Raw genomic sequence first — 14,705 nt, 5'->3', positions numbered from 1 at the left:
CTTGTGGTTATTCTTTGAGTATAGTTGGATTTTTTTGTGGTGAACGGGTGCTGAGGGGGACCGCCAGCACAAAGCGCGTGCCTTGTTCAGGGGCGGACTGTACCGTGACATGCCCGCCGAGTTGTTCAATCATGTTCTTGGCATCGTAAGCCCCGATTCCCATTCCGGCGTTGCCTTTGGTGGTATCAAACGGTTTGAACAAACGGTGCTGAATGAAATCCTGACTCATCCCATGACCATTATCGGTGATATCAATCTGGCAGTGGTTACCGGTTACCTGCAGGGTGATGTCGACCTGCCCCTGTGCATCGGTTGCATCCTGTGCGTTTTGGATCAGATGGTTGAGGATGTTTTCAAAGCGCTCTTTATTGGCATCGAGGCGGATTGGCTCGTGGGTAAGGTCACGAAAAACAGGGCACGGCTCCTGCACGGAGCGGGTCTGGCAAACCTGGGCGATCACCGGCGCGATTTCGATGTGCTGCGTGCTGTCGGCATCAATACGTTTGCTGCGTAGCTGGCTCAGCACATTATTCAGTCTGTTGACCGCAGACTCGACGGTGTCGAAAGCATCATCAATAAATTCCGGATTGTGCTTGTGACGGGCAGCATTGCGGCTGAGCAGCTGTAGCTGAGCCACGACGTTTTTCAGGTCGTGCACCAGAAAAGAAGACATGCGGTTAAAGGTGTCGAACTGCTGGCTTTCAGCCAGCTTCTGGTTGGCTTCATACATCGTCAGATAAACGGCGAGTTGACTGCCGATGGCATGCATCAGATCCCTGTCTTCCCAGTCGACGGTATCGGTTGACGTCGGGCGGGAGAGCAGGAACACACCCTGGAAACCACCGTCAGAATGCACCGGTACCAGCACAGAAAATGGTGCAGGGGCGGGAAGCCGGTCATGTTCAACAGAAAACGGCGGTACTTCGTAACCGGCTTTGAGTTTCTCGAAATCAATGATCCAGTCGTGTTCGATAGCCGGCAGACCCAAGTGTTCCAGCAGATAGGTTGCCTCGGGTGACGCCGCCGCACAGCCGTCATGAGAGACTGCCTGTAACCGGCCATTCTTCATGCTGGCCAGCAGTCCTGCGGTGCAGCCGAATGGTCCCCGCATGGCAGCCAACGCATTGTCATAAGGTGAACGTTCGTGGTGTTCCAGACTGGCGCAGAAAGTGATCCATTCCTGGCGATATTCATACTTATTGGCGAAAAAGTGCTTGGCGATAAAAACCTTGAGCCGCCTGCGCAGCGGAGAGGACAGAAACAGACTGGCCAGTACTAAACTGCTAAGGGCAAAGAAAATGGTCTGCGCGGTGTCTGCCCAGGAAACGCCGGCCGCTTTGATAAAAAAGCTGACGATTGACATGGCCAGCAGGTAGATACCGGCAACCAGGATCAAGGTGCTGTGATAAATGACATCCCTAGAGACATACACCCGGCTGGCCCAGCGATTCAGGCGTCGGGTTGTCAGGACAATGAGCGGAATGGCTGTTGCGATGATCCATCCCCGACCATCCCAGAATGAGGGGGCAATGACATTGGTCAGGAAGGCATCGGCGTAAAGGGCAAAATTGTAACCATAGATCATCCCGAGCCCGAGGCAGATAGGCTTGATGGCCTGCAATTCCTGACGATGGCTGCGGCGGTACAGGTTTTCGATGAACCAGAGGCCAATGATGGCCTGGCAGAGATGCGCAAAGAAGAATACTTTCTGGTGCAGGAAAGGCACCAGCAATCGACAGATTTCCAGCGTAGCGACCAGAAAGATCACGCCACACAGTATCATCAGTTTATGCTTGATCACCTCGGACAGGCGCTCGGCACTGATAATTGTGCCAAGTAACAGCAAACTGAGAATGCCGTTAAAAAGGCTTTCCGTCACCAGCGAAAACAGCAACGGATATCCGTAAATTAGCTGCAAGCCGGTGGTGCCTGCCCAGACAGCCCCGGACACACACACCAGCTGAAGCAGGCTCTTTTGCAGGTTCACCTGCCGGTATGTTGTCAGCAGCAACAGCAAAAGTGCCGCAAAACCGGTTGCGGCAACAAAGTAGCCCACGGGTCCCAAAAGAAATTCCAATGCTGAGTCCTTTTTTGTGGAAGTTTCTTATTATGAGACTAGACGAATTTGCCTCTGGCGGTGAAATCCGTGACCGTGCTTTGTGGCAAAATGTCTACCGGTGGTTAGCTGATGTCATGGAGAGGGCGGAGACTGAATCGACTCACAAATGGCATCGAGTGGCAGCCATTGCTGAAGGGTCTTGCGGGAATCTTCCGGTTCGTTACTGCTGGCGTAGATAGAAAATGCGATAAAGACAAATGGCAGACAGTTGAGTGTCAGTATCAGTAAAAGCTTGTTCATGCCGAATCCCCAAATTGTGTATGTCTCATCTCCCTGATTCGTTACTGCTCCTGTTTATGTGTTTACTGTAGAACACCACATTTGCGCACGTTGGCTTAATGATAAGAATGTTTTTTGGGAGTGTGGCAGATGGGCTGCTCGGAACATAACAAACCCGCAAGCCTGAAAGAATACGGTGTCAGTATGAATAAATCGTCGCGCATAAATCATAGGGGACTGTAACTGGCAATATGACAGGCCAATTTTTTATTTTTGTTATAAAAAGCAACTCATGTCTTTGTTAAATGACACATCCACAGACATGGCAATATAGGTGGCACTCACTGGTTTTTTTTCAACTGATCGTCGATGACACTGTGCAGAAAAGACAGTGCCGCACGATGATCGCTGCGACTCATAAACCACTGTTTTTGATTGGTTTCCAGTGGCAGGAGTTCTAACCAGCGCTGACAGACCCAGGTCATATCGTTATAGTCGGGCATGGGGTAGTTAGCTGCATGCTCAGGGTATTCTTCAAACAGAGCCTTGAGGCTGCTTGAAATATCCCGGTCAACAAATTTTATTTCAGTCGGTGACCAGTTGGACAGTGGAGTGACATCGCCAAAGCGAAGGGCATCCTCCTCTTGCCAGTGTTTGTTGATCACATACTTTTCTACCCCTTTAACCGTGATACCCAGTAAACCATCGGGGAGTTGCTCAAAATCTGTAATGATTGCCCGGGTACCGAAATGACACAATGTCTCGCCGTCTTTCATACAGAGTCCGAACCCTTCGCCTGAGGCCATAGCCAGTTTAACCAGGCGAGTGTAGCGGGGTTCGAAAATCCTCAACTTACTGATCCCACCAGGGAGCAGATACAGCTGTAACGGGAATAGTGGTAACTGCATAGTTCTAGCCTTTACTGACGTTATTCTTTATTAAGTACGGTCCAACAGAAAGTTGGGTTTGCTATAACGTTCAGGAAAAGTATAAGCAGACAACTTTTGGATGCTGTCTGCTTTTCGATACTAGCTAACAGCGGCTTTTATCGCAGAGGTCAGTTGTCTAAGTTCTTGTTGACTAATGATAAAAGGGGGCATTATGTAGACAAGTGTGCCAAAAGGGCGAATCCAGACACCCATGTCTACAAAAGTCTTCTGAATCTTGGCCATATCGACCGGTTGATACAGCTCGACCACTCCTATCGCACCCAGCCAGCGAACGGCTTTAACCGCGGGAAGCTGACCGATCGCCGGAAGCTGTTCAGCCAATTGATTTTCAATCTGTTTTACCTGCTTTTGCCAGTGTCCGTTGGCAAGCAGATCCAGGCTGGCATTCGCCACCGCGCAGGCCAGCGGATTGCCCATAAAGGTAGGGCCGTGCATGAAGCAGCCCGCCTCGCCACCACATACCGTATTTGCGACATGCGTGGTCGTCAGTGTCGCCGAAAGGGTCATATAACCGCCGGTTAACGCTTTTCCGACACACATAATATCAGGACTGATACCGGCGTGTTCACAGGCAAATAATTTTCCGGTTCGGCCAAATCCGGTGGCAATTTCATCGGCAATCAGCAATACCCCGTATTCATCACACAGTTCACGAACCCGTTTCAGGAAGTTCGGATGGTAAATTCGCATGCCTCCGGCGCCCTGTACGATGGGTTCCAGGATCACTGCGGCCAGCTCGGTATGATGGGCGATAAGTTTGGTGCGAAAATCATCGACATCTGATTCATCCCACTCATCAAAAAAACCGCACTGCGGGGAGTCGGCAAAAATGTGTTCAGGCAGAAACCCTTTGTACAGGCTGTGCATGGAGTTGTCCGGGTCGGTGACTGACATGGCGGCAAAGGTGTCGCCGTGATAGCCGTGCCGGACAGTCAGAAACTTAGGGCGTTGCTCACCTCGGGCGTGCCAGTACTGCAATGCCATTTTCAGGGAGACTTCCACCGCCACCGAGCCTGAATCGGCCAGAAAAACATGTTGCAATGGCTCCGGACTGATGGCGACCAGCTTGCGGCACAATTCCACTGCCGGCTGGTGGGTAATACCGCCAAACATAACGTGTGCCATCTTATCAATTTGCGACTTTGCTGCTTCATTCAGCATAGGGTGGTTGTAGCCATGAATGGTCGACCACCAGGAAGACATGCCATCAACCAACTGCCGACCGTCTTCCAGAGTCAGATAAACGCCTTCAGCATGGGTGACGGGATAGCAGGGAAGAGGAGCCTGGGTAGACGTGTAGGGATGCCAGACATGTTTCTGGTCAAAATCTAAATCCACCGGTTTGTTGTTATTTTGCACAGATGTAAACCTTTCTATTTCTTTATGGTTGACAGTCTACTGGCTCGAAGTAGACTAGCCAAGTATTAGGAAGCACATAACAATAATTTTTGGTGTGGCAACAACGGCATGCCAAGAACAATAAAAACGAGGTTTTACACGTGGAAGTACGTCACGACTGGACAGTCGAGGAAGTTCAGGCGCTTTTCAATAAGCCGTTTATGGATTTGCTGTTCGAAGCACAGCGAGTACATCGCCAGCACCATGAACCGAACAAAGTGCAGGTCAGTACGCTGCTGTCGATCAAGACCGGTGCCTGTCCGGAAGATTGTAAATACTGCCCGCAAAGCGCGCATTATCGCACCGACGTTGACCGGGAGCGTTTGATGGAAGTCGAGCGGGTACTGGATGCGGCAGGTAAAGCCAAGGCGTCAGGCTCTACGCGTTTTTGTATGGGAGCCGCCTGGAAAAACCCGAAAGAACGTGACATGCCTTACCTGCTGGAAATGGTACGCGGCGTAAAAGCCATGGGGCTGGAAACGTGTATGACCCTGGGCATGATCACTGGCGATCAGGCCAATCAGCTGGCGGATGCTGGGCTAGATTATTACAACCACAACCTGGATACCTCGCCGGAGTTCTACGGCAATATTATTACCACCAGAACCTACCAGGATCGCTTGGATACGCTGAGCCATGTGCGTGATGCGGGTATGAAGATTTGTTCAGGCGGCATTATCGGCATGGGAGAAAGTGCCCGTGACCGTGCGGGTCTGCTGGTAGAACTGGCGAATCTGCCGGTGCATCCGGAAAGTGTGCCGATTAACATGCTGGTTAAGGTGAAAGGCACGCCACTGGAAACGGTGGATGATACCGACCCGTTTGATTTTATCCGTATCATCGCGGTTGCCCGTATTATTATGCCGCAATCTGCGGTACGACTGTCTGCCGGACGTGAAAAGATGAACGAGCAGATGCAGGCGCTGTGTTTCATGGCTGGTGCCAATTCCATTTTCTATGGCTGTAAACTGCTGACTACCCCAAATCCGGGTGAAGACAAAGACATGCAGTTGTTTGCCAAGCTGGGTATCAACCGGGACGAGCAAAGTGCCAAGCCGGATGAAATCCAGGAGCAGGAGTTGCTGAACCAAGTGGCAGAGCGGATGGCTGCCCGTCCGGGGAAAGACGATCTGTTCTACGATGCATCCCTTTAATCAACGCATCCAGTCAGCCCTTGCCGCGCGCCAGTCGCAAGGGTTGTATCGCTCACGCACCTGCCTTGAGCGTCAGGACTGTCAGGTGCTGGATACCGGTTCACTTTCTCAAGCCTCATCTCCCCACCATGCTAAACGGTGCCTGAACTTTTCCAGCAATGACTATTTGGGTCTGGCGCAATCTCCGGCCTTGGTCGAGGCATGGCAACAAGGGCTGACGCGCTATGGTGCTGGCAGCGGCGCATCCCCGCTGGTAACGGGGTATCAGCCAGCACATCATCGATTAGAGAAACAGCTTGCAGACTGGCTGGGCTATGATCGCGCACTGCTGTTCAGTAGCGGTTTTGGTGCCAACCAGGCGCTGCTGTTTACACTGTTGCAAAAAGGTGATCTGCTGATTCAGGACAAACTCAACCATGCTTCGCTGATGGAGGCGGGCATGCTGAGCGAGGCAACCATGCGGCGTTTTGCGCATAACGACACCGATGCACTGGCGCAGTTACTGGCTAAGCAGACAAATGTCACTTCGGCTGAAACTGTGAAAATGGTGGTGACCGAAGGGGTGTTCAGTATGGACGGTGACTGTGCGCCTTTGGCTGCCATGCAAACATTGTGTCATGCGCATCAGAGTTTACTGGCCGTGGACGATGCTCATGGCTGCGGTGTGCTTGGCGATGAAGGCCGGGGAAGTTGCGATCAGGCTGGTATCCGCCCGGATATTTTAGTGGTGACGTTCGGTAAAGCTTTTGGTTTGCAGGGGGCTGCGATTCTTTGCAACGAGGATCTGGCTGAATATCTGGTGCAGTTTGCACGGCATTATATCTATTCGACAGCGATTCCACCGGCACAGGCTCATGCACTCAGTCAGGCGTGCAGTATGATTCAGCAGCAGCACTGGCGCCGTGAAAAATTGCAGGAGCTTGGGCACATCCTGGCGGAAGCACTCGACCCGGCAGTAGAGCTGGTGGCAACTGATACTCCCATTAAGCCGGTACTGGTTGGCGACAGCCAGCGCGCGGTTGCAATGTCAGAGCAACTGCGGGACCGGGGCATTTGGGTCAGCGCTATACGTCCACCGACGGTGCCGGTGAATTCCTCCCGCCTGCGAATCACGTTGACGGCTAATCATGAGCCGTCGGATATCAGACAACTGGCCAATGCCATCAACGAGGTTTTTCATGCGCAGTGACGTGAAAATGATGATGTCGGATGATGCGGCTCTCCCGAATGCCGGAGAAAAGCAGGCGATTGCTGCGGCCTTTGGCCGCGCGGCCAAGCATTATGATAAGGCCGCAGAATTTCAGCGTCTGGTCGGTCATCGTCTGCTGTGTCAGCTCCCAGCGGCCTCAGTAGCCGGCAGTCAGATACTGGATCTCGGATGTGGTACCGGGTATTTCAGTGACCAGTTGACGCAGCGAGGGCTCAGGGTTTGTGCGGCAGATTTGTCGGTAAGCATGCTCGAACAGGCTCAGCGCCGCTGCGGCAATCGGGTTCAGTATCTACAGGCCGATGCAGAACAGCTGCCGCTTGAGGTGAATCAGTTTGATATGGCCTTCTCAAGCCTGGCGTTGCAGTGGTGCCGCGATTTATCAGTGCCGCTGCGAGAGCTCAAACGGGTGGTGAAGCCCGGAGGACGGATTTTGTTCTCCACCCTGGCTGATGGGTCACTGGCAGAGCTGAAAGCAGCATGGCAACAGGTTGATCAATATCAACACGTCAACCAGTTTCTCTCTCCGAACGAGATAAAACTTGCGCTGGCGCAAGCGGGGCTGCCACAGGCTGACCTAGAATTTTCACCTGTCACCATGTATTACCCGTCCGCGATGGATCTGATGAAAGATCTGAAAGGGATTGGGGCAACACATTTACAGCAAGGCCGTCAGGCCGGTTTAGCCGGACGCGCCAGACTGAAGGCACTGGAGGGCGCTTATGAAGCGTTCCGCACCCCGACGGGGCAGTTGCCAGCGACATATCAGGTTTGTTTTGGAGTAATTTTGAATGACTAACGCTTTCTTTGTCACGGGAACAGATACCGAAGTAGGTAAAACTGTTGCTTCACGCGCCATTCTTCATGCGGCGGGGAGTGCCAATATCAAGATGGCGGGTTATAAGCCGGTAGCCTCCGGCAGTGCTCCGACCAAGGACGGCATGCGGAATTCTGACGCACTGTATCTGCAGGATGCCTCTGTGGTTGAACTGACCTACGACGAAGTGAACCCTTATGCGTTTGAAGCGGCCGTTTCGCCTCATCTGGCGGCTGAAATGGAAAATCGGGTCATTGAGTTTGATGTTCTGTCACAAGGGCTAGCGCACCTGAAGCAGAAATCTGACGTGGTATTGGTTGAAGGTGCAGGCGGTTGGCGTGTGCCCGTGTCGCGCAATGATTTTCTGTCCACGTGGGTGAAGCAGGAAAAACTACCGGTCATTCTGGTGGTCGGGGTGAAGTTAGGCTGTTTGAGCCATGCAATTCTGACGGCCGAAGCCATTCGTCAAGATGGACTGGAGCTGGTGGGATGGGTCGCAAACCGTGTAAATCCGGGAACGGAAAACTACGCGGAGATTATCCGAATGCTGGATGAGAACCTGCATTGCCCTCGACTGGGTGAAATACCGTATATGCCGGGAGTGAAAAAACGGGACCTTTCTCAGTACATCGATTTGGCCCCTTTAGGTTTGATCGCGAACTGACAAATCGGCTTGGGTTGTTGCGGATAACACTCTGTCTGACATTCCCTCCGAACATAATGAAAAGAAAAAACCTGCCGAGGCAGGTTTTTTTTCTTTCTGGTGATATCCCGTTCTTCAATGGGAAGGCAAGATCTCAACGACGTTTGAACAGACAAGGCAGGGTGTACCACGCTGATGCAAATAAAATCAGGCTGTATGCCAGTAACTCCACGCCTTCTTCAGCCATGGTTTTAATGTAGGCTTTGATAGCAGGGTCCAGATGTTCCCCCATCGCCGCCTGCCATAGAATGTTCATGCCATAAATGCGTGAGAAAACCAGCAGGGTAAAAACACCACCAACTATCATTCCAAAAGCCGGAGTCGAAGTGAATCGTACCAGTGGCTGAGTGGTTGTTTTAAGGTGGAAAATACTGTAACCAATGGCAGAAACGGACACCAGCCAGGCTGGGTATTTCCAGATACCGTGTCGGATGGCGTCCAGGATACCGTCCATTTCACGAATAAAAATGGTCGCAAAGAAGCCGGTGACCAGCACCGCGAACCCGCGTTGAGATTCGTCTTTGATGGCTACCAGGCCAAACAGAATCACGGCAATCAGCAAATAGGCTTCCTGCCCGACTTCGATAATAGACGCTTCACCCATGTCGTTTTGAAAAATTCGTACATCAAGGTGGATAGCGAAGGCTGATAGTGCAAGCAAACTGGCAAATAAAAATGAGAGGCAAAATGGCCAGAAAATTGCGGAAGCTTTAACCGTAGACTTGTCTGCATCAGCAACTACAGAGTTGATAGACTGCATTAATAATACCTAAAGTGTGTGTATCGTGTTCAATTGTAATATGTATGTCAAATCGGACACACTATAGGCCACTTTACTGAATAGAGACTGAATTGTGAATCTGGATCACATTTCTTTGCTTTGTTTGTGCAAAATAAAACCTCCCGAAGGAGGTTTTATCATAATGAGGTGGGAAGATCAGTTTTCGCCCGTCAAACCGAGCAGGGCTTCCTGAGTGTCATTCAGACCTGTTTTGCTGTTATCCAGCCCCAGTTCTTTATGGGCTTCTTCAACAGACATGCCAAGGTGACAACGCAGAATGTCGATTGCGACCTGGTAATTTGCGTGATCAGCCATCGGTCCTCCTTGATAATTCGACGACGTAAGAAAATGAAATCTTGTTGTCGATGACAATAGTCAAACCGACCTCCAGATACAATAAGACTAAAGTCTAAGGTCGTATTTTGTACGCTGTATAGTCGTTAACCCTTACCGGATACAGGTTAAGAACAGGATGCCGGACTAAAATAGTGTGGTACGAAATGAAACAGAGTAACGTATTGAGTTAAATAGAGTTATCCATGAGTAGAAAAACACTAACGAAAGGTAACAATTTATCACTTTCACTTGTTTTTCGTTTCGACGACCATACTATAAAGACCAACATAAATTGATTCACAGGGCTCTTGTTATTTATGCCTGCGCGCTGTGAGAAGGAACCATCCTTTCAGGAGAGAACATATAACATGAAGCGTATTGCATTGTTTTTGGCAACCAACCTGGCTGTACTGCTGGTATTCAGTGTTGTCTTGAACATTATTTATGCCGTAACCGGTATGCAACCTGGCAGCCTGTCTGGTTTGCTGGTAATGGCAGCACTGTTTGGTTTTGGTGGCTCGTTGATTTCACTGTTCATGTCGAAATCAATGGCGTTACGCTCGGTTGGCGGTATGGTGATTGAGCACCCGCGTAACGAGACTGAGCACTGGCTGATGGAAACTGTCGCGCGTCAGGCACAGCAGTCTGGTATCGGCATGCCAACAGTGGCTATTTACGATTCTGCGGACATTAACGCATTTGCAACCGGTGCCAAGCGTGACGATTCGCTGGTTGCGGTTTCAACCGGCCTGCTGCACAGCATGACGCGTGATGAAGCTGAAGCCGTACTGGCGCACGAAGTCAGCCATATCGCGAATGGTGATATGGTTACTATGACCCTGATGCAGGGTGTGGTGAACACCTTTGTTATTTTCGTATCCCGTCTGGTTGCCGGTGCAATCAGCGGCGTGAACAATAACGATGAAGAAGGTGAAGGTGGCAGCTACCTGACTTACTTTATTGTTTCGTCGATTATGGAAGTGCTGTTCGGCATCCTGGCGAGCATCCTGACTATGTGGTACAGCCGTCACCGTGAATTTAAAGCGGATGCTGGTTCAGCCCATCTGGTTGGCAAGCAGAAGATGATCGCGGCACTGGAACGCCTGAAAATGAGCCAGGAATCCCAGCTGGAAGGTTCTATGATGGCATTCGGCATCAACGGTAAAAAGACTCTGTCTGAGCTGTTTATGACGCACCCACCACTGGATAAGCGTATTGACGCGCTTCGTCGTGGTGAACACCTGTAATCGGCAATATGGGCAATCGTTATGGATTGAGAACAGAACAACCTCTTAGCGACTGCCCAGCTACGTTCATATCGGTGTCCATGTCTCTGCTCATATCGGGTGTCTACATTGGTGGCCGTCTGAGCGCCTAAGTGAGTGCCTAAGAATGGCGCGCTGTAATCTACAAAACCAGCAGAGTGACTCTGCTGGTTTTTTTATCTTAAAGTCTGAGTGAAACCGGGTAATTAGGCGTTTATTTGACTGTATAGTGTCGGATGTCTGAGACTGGTAATTTTTGGTCTTCATAGAACATTAAAATTAATATATTGGTTAAATCATTTAGTACTCGGTTATTCATATAGAGTACAAATATAAATAAAGCGTTTTATTCTCACTTTAATAACAATTAAATTCAGCCAGTTCTGACTCAAAGTAAATAAATGATTTTGTTTTTATAAGTTTAATGTAGATATTAACCGTTGGAGTGATATCATCCTGTTTGATATAACCTCTGTTTTCTCATTTTTTAAATTTATACTGGCTATCAGTTCTTTTGGTATTAAGAGGCTTTATGCGTTGGTTGAATAATGTCAGTTTCAAATACAAACTTACCATTCCTATTACCGTTATTATCCTGTCATTTACATTTCTGATTTTTCAGGTGTCTGTGGTTTTCAGTGAACAGCATAAGGTGAACAAGGTACTCAACGAACAGGTGCAGCCTGTGCTGGATGAGATGGAAGATGCGTACCGGGACATTTATCAGGTTATGACTGCAGGAATGGGGATGGCATTAACCCTGCCTGATGACAAAGAAATGATTGAGTTTCATAAATTCAATTTCTATGACAATGCCCCTAAAGCTGCACCAAGAATCGCATCTCCTCACCAGTTGGTTGATATTGGTTTTTTGCCAGAAGCCAGTAGAAATCAAATTATTCAGCTAGAGGATAAATATGATGTCTGGCAGAAAAGATATGAGTTTATTGTGACTCATCCTGAGCAGGCTCTGGATTATTATCGGGATCATGAAGACATAGCAGAAAAAGACTTCGAAGAAATTCGCGGGTTAATTAAAGTGATCCGAGGGGAAATTATTGATGCCCGTGAAAAATTAATTCAGGAGGTGGCGGAGCATAGCGAAGCTGCCCAAACGATTCTGCTGACGGGCTCCGGGATAACGATAGTGGTGTCGTTAGCCATTGCCTTTGTGATGACCCGTTTGGTGGTCAATCCCTTGCATCAACTGACAGATTCGTTGAAAGCTATTTCTGATGGCGATGGTGATCTGACCGCGCGGGTACCGGTGATGGGTCAGGATGAAACCGGGCAACTGGCGACGGCTTATAATACCTTTGTCGGAAAAATTCAGGCTACCCTGGCGAAGGTGGTTGCCTCTTCAGATCTGCTGCAGCGTGAGGCGGCCTATTTGAGCTCACTGACAGCAAACATTGTTTCGTCCTGCCATGTGCAGCAACATGAGTGTCTGGCGGTTGAATCTGCGGTCAGTGAATTAAGCGCAACCAGCCATGCCGTCAGTGATCATGCTGCTGAGGCAGCCAATGCCACACAGGCTTTTAATCAGCAATCCGGTACCATGCAACTTACTCTGGCTGATTCAGTGGCTGCAATGGAACAGCTTTCGGCGGAAATCAATGAATCCAGCCTGATGATGCAGGAGCTGGAAAAGAACGTAGTGGATATATCATCGATTCTGGAGGTTATTCGGGGGATTGCTGATCAAACTAATCTGCTGGCCCTGAATGCTGCCATCGAAGCGGCCCGCGCGGGCGATCAGGGAAGAGGGTTTGCTGTGGTTGCTGATGAAGTGCGCGCACTGGCCAGTAAAACGCAAAACTGTACCAATGAAATCCACGGCATGATCGAAACCCTCAAAGGGACAGCCGAGCGATCAGTACAGGTCATGCGCAGCAACGCCAAAGCGGGTGCAGACACGGTGGCTCGTTCTCAGGAAACCAATGTTGCGCTGGATGTGATGAATCAGTCTATTGTGATGATCAGTGACATGAATACGCAGGTTGCCGCTGCGGCCGAACAGCAAACGGCCGTGACGGGAAGTTTGACTGAAAATATTCATGCCATTGTGATGGGATGTAATGACACGCTCAGCCACATTGAGAGTGCACAAAAAGTGTGTGATGCACTGGCTGCGCAGAGTACAGAACTGGATTCCCTGATGGGGCAGTTTAAAGTGTGATACGCAAGACTGCTGCGAAGAACTGATTTGTCAGGTTAGCGCTCAGGCCTGATGTGCCGTGCAAGGCCTGAGCGCTTCACTTAACAGATAAGGGAAGCACTACTGATCCGACGGTCGAATTCGATAGATGCCGCCACTGTCAGTTGAGAAATAGATCCAGCCTTCCGGGCTCTGCGCCAGAGCCCGGATCCGCTCATCGAGCGATTCCAGCAACCGTTCTTCATGGCGAATACTGCCATCAGCCTGAGGTTCAACCCGGTTGAGGTGGCGCAGTTTGAGTGCCCCGCTGAACAGGCTTCCCCGCCAGGCAGGAAAGCTGCTTCCTGTGTAAAGTATCAGACTGCCGGGGGCGATGGACGGGATGTAGACTTTTTTCGGTGACTCAATCCCCGCCTTTTCGGTTGCTTCCCCGACATCGACGGGTCCCCAATACTCTTTGCCGTGTGACGTGACAGGCCAGCCGTAATTGACCCCTTTGCGGATCAGGTTGATTTCATCGCCGCCACGCGGGCCGTGCTCGATAGACCACAGGCGACCAGTTGTTGAGTCATAAGCCATGCCCTGTGGATTGCGGTGGCCCAGACTCCAGATTTCGTGCAGCGCATTTGGTGTGCGGACAAACGGATTATCCTCAGGCACAGAGCCATCGAGGTTAAGACGAAGTATCTTGCCGGCGTGGGTCGTCATATCCTGACCGTTAGGCCGATGGCCGCGGTCACCCACAGAAAAAAACAGGTGATCACTTTGATCAAAGGCGATCCGGCTGCCGAAATGGCGGGAGGTGTCGCTGGCAGATTGAGTGACGAGCAGTTCCTGCCATTGGATCAGGCGGTTACCTTCCAGTTTGGCTCGGGCAAGGGCGGTGGCAGCCTGTCCGCTTTTGCCTGTCACAGACTGGCTGTAGGTGAAATAGTACCAGGGCTTGCCGGATGGCTTCGGCTCTTTCGCCACATCCAATAAACCTCCCTGACCATACACCGCAACGTGAGGCACCCCGCTGAGCTGTTGCCAGTCACCAGAATCGAGATTCAGTAACATGGCTTTGCCTTCACGGAACGTAACCAGGAGATGTTGATCGTCAACAAAAGCCATGCCCCAGGGCGTACCCTGTTGTTGTGCGATGCGCTCGACCTGGTAGGGCATGCCCTGACTGCTCCCCGTGAAGAGGATAGTACTACTCGTTTCTGAATCCGTTGCGGCTGAAGCATAGGCGTAAGAAACAAACGAGTAAGAAATAAACACATAAGAAATAAACACATAAGAAACAAACACGGAAGAGACAAACGCTGAGGAGACCGTTATCACAAAGCCGATTGCCGCTGAAACTCTTTTTGCGGAGGAGAGAGCGACCGAGACACCATTAGTCAGTGTCAATCCGGGTAATCCTAGTAGCATTCCCCCGGTCAATATGCCTTTCATTAATTGCTGAAACATGCAGACAATCCTGTTCTGTTTTTCATGTATCCGATGATGACAAGTGTAACCATCATTGCCTGGGTTTGCCTGAATCGCCACTTGGCATACGGCAGTCTGATCAGGCAAAGGACTGATTTAGCGCCAAGCTGATTTTGTAACAG

Annotated in this window: 13 protein-coding genes; 6 read left to right on the top strand and 7 right to left on the bottom strand. The window is 50.4% G+C overall.

The genetic code is table 11. The features are described 5' to 3' along the window. Nucleotides 1-7 precede the first annotated feature (7 nt). The 4 genes from prsK to bioA all read right to left on the bottom strand — a co-directional run bounded on the left by prsK (nucleotide 8) and on the right by bioA (nucleotide 4,626). Entirely contained in the window at nucleotides 8-2,077 is a 2,070-nt protein-coding gene (gene prsK / locus C9I92_RS02145; RefSeq protein WP_084712481.1) for an XrtA/PEP-CTERM system histidine kinase PrsK, read from the bottom strand. Nucleotides 2,078-2,191: 114 nt separating this feature from the next. Continuing rightward, nucleotides 2,192-2,359 carry a hypothetical protein gene (locus C9I92_RS25340; protein WP_157038307.1) on the bottom strand — a complete coding sequence of 56 codons (168 nt, stop codon included), beginning with the start codon at nucleotides 2,357-2,359 and terminating at the stop codon, nucleotides 2,192-2,194. A 320-nt stretch (nucleotides 2,360-2,679) separates the two neighbouring features. Next, on the bottom strand, nucleotides 2,680-3,246 hold the full coding sequence (locus C9I92_RS02135) for an LON peptidase substrate-binding domain-containing protein (protein WP_047884183.1): 567 nt from the start codon (nucleotides 3,244-3,246) through the stop codon (nucleotides 2,680-2,682). Between the two features lie 120 nt (nucleotides 3,247-3,366). Next, the gene (gene bioA, locus C9I92_RS02130; RefSeq protein WP_047884238.1) at nucleotides 3,367-4,626 is read right to left on the bottom strand and encodes an adenosylmethionine--8-amino-7-oxononanoate transaminase; all 1,260 of its coding nucleotides are present in this window, start codon (nucleotides 4,624-4,626) and stop codon (nucleotides 3,367-3,369) included. 161 nt (nucleotides 4,627-4,787) lie between these two features. On the opposite strand from bioA, the gene bioB reads away from it, so the two are divergent. From bioB to bioD, 4 genes are read left to right on the top strand one after another with little or no spacing between them, the layout of a single operon-like run. Beyond that, complete coding sequence (bioB, locus tag C9I92_RS02125) at nucleotides 4,788-5,840, top strand: biotin synthase BioB (protein WP_047884239.1); 1,053 nt, start codon at nucleotides 4,788-4,790, stop codon at nucleotides 5,838-5,840. Further along, nucleotides 5,827-7,029 carry an 8-amino-7-oxononanoate synthase gene (gene bioF, locus C9I92_RS02120; protein WP_047884184.1) on the top strand — a complete coding sequence of 401 codons (1,203 nt, stop codon included), beginning with the start codon at nucleotides 5,827-5,829 and terminating at the stop codon, nucleotides 7,027-7,029. Before bioB ends, bioF begins: the two co-directional genes overlap by 14 nt. 13 nt (nucleotides 7,030-7,042) lie before the next feature. Then, nucleotides 7,043-7,846, top strand: a complete 804-nt coding sequence (bioC, locus tag C9I92_RS02115) for a malonyl-ACP O-methyltransferase BioC (protein ID WP_107193820.1) — start codon at nucleotides 7,043-7,045, stop codon at nucleotides 7,844-7,846. After that, nucleotides 7,839-8,528: a dethiobiotin synthase gene (gene bioD, locus C9I92_RS02110; RefSeq protein WP_047884186.1), complete on the top strand. Its 690-nt coding sequence runs from the start codon at nucleotides 7,839-7,841 to the stop codon at nucleotides 8,526-8,528. The genes bioC and bioD overlap by 8 nt, the downstream gene beginning before the upstream one ends. 133 nt (nucleotides 8,529-8,661) lie before the next feature. Here bioD and C9I92_RS02105 read toward each other — a convergent pair whose 3' ends face one another. Both C9I92_RS02105 and C9I92_RS25335 read right to left on the bottom strand, forming a co-directional pair. Next, entirely contained in the window at nucleotides 8,662-9,327 is a 666-nt protein-coding gene (locus C9I92_RS02105) for a hypothetical protein (RefSeq protein WP_053061741.1), read from the bottom strand. 177 nt (nucleotides 9,328-9,504) lie between these two features. Beyond that, a complete protein-coding gene (locus tag C9I92_RS25335; protein ID WP_047884187.1) occupies nucleotides 9,505-9,663 on the bottom strand; it encodes a hypothetical protein in 159 nt (52 codons plus the stop codon). A 389-nt stretch (nucleotides 9,664-10,052) separates the two neighbouring features. Between C9I92_RS25335 and htpX the strand changes: the two genes are divergently transcribed. Beyond that, nucleotides 10,053-10,931, top strand: a complete 879-nt coding sequence (gene htpX, locus C9I92_RS02100) for a protease HtpX (RefSeq protein ID WP_047884188.1) — start codon at nucleotides 10,053-10,055, stop codon at nucleotides 10,929-10,931. A 550-nt stretch (nucleotides 10,932-11,481) separates the two neighbouring features. After that, complete coding sequence (locus C9I92_RS25330) at nucleotides 11,482-13,128, top strand: methyl-accepting chemotaxis protein (protein WP_047884189.1); 1,647 nt, start codon at nucleotides 11,482-11,484, stop codon at nucleotides 13,126-13,128. 99 nt (nucleotides 13,129-13,227) lie between these two features. Here the strand turns inward: C9I92_RS25330 and C9I92_RS02090 are convergent, their stop codons facing one another. Next, on the bottom strand, nucleotides 13,228-14,370 hold the full coding sequence (locus tag C9I92_RS02090; protein ID WP_428838594.1) for a PQQ-dependent sugar dehydrogenase: 1,143 nt from the start codon (nucleotides 14,368-14,370) through the stop codon (nucleotides 13,228-13,230). Between the last annotated feature and the right edge of the window lie 335 nt (nucleotides 14,371-14,705).

Source organism: Photobacterium ganghwense, from assembly GCF_003025595.1.
Lineage (GTDB): Bacteria > Pseudomonadota > Gammaproteobacteria > Enterobacterales > Vibrionaceae > Photobacterium > Photobacterium ganghwense.
This window is presented reverse-complemented; position numbering and strand designations above follow the sequence as displayed.

Coding starts and splice junctions, on each gene's coding strand:
- C9I92_RS25340 (WP_157038307.1), bottom strand. CDS start 2,359: ATGAACAAGCTTTTACTGATACTGACACTCAACTGTCTGCCATTTGTC.
- C9I92_RS02135 (WP_047884183.1), bottom strand. CDS start 3,246: ATGCAGTTACCACTATTCCCGTTACAGCTGTATCTGCTCCCTGGTGGG.
- bioF (WP_047884184.1), top strand. CDS start 5,827: ATGCATCCCTTTAATCAACGCATCCAGTCAGCCCTTGCCGCGCGCCAG.
- bioC (WP_107193820.1), top strand. CDS start 7,043: ATGTCGGATGATGCGGCTCTCCCGAATGCCGGAGAAAAGCAGGCGATT.
- bioD (WP_047884186.1), top strand. CDS start 7,839: ATGACTAACGCTTTCTTTGTCACGGGAACAGATACCGAAGTAGGTAAA.
- C9I92_RS02105 (WP_053061741.1), bottom strand. CDS start 9,327: ATGCAGTCTATCAACTCTGTAGTTGCTGATGCAGACAAGTCTACGGTT.
- C9I92_RS25335 (WP_047884187.1), bottom strand. CDS start 9,663: ATGGCTGATCACGCAAATTACCAGGTCGCAATCGACATTCTGCGTTGT.
- htpX (WP_047884188.1), top strand. CDS start 10,053: ATGAAGCGTATTGCATTGTTTTTGGCAACCAACCTGGCTGTACTGCTG.
- C9I92_RS25330 (WP_047884189.1), top strand. CDS start 11,482: ATGCGTTGGTTGAATAATGTCAGTTTCAAATACAAACTTACCATTCCT.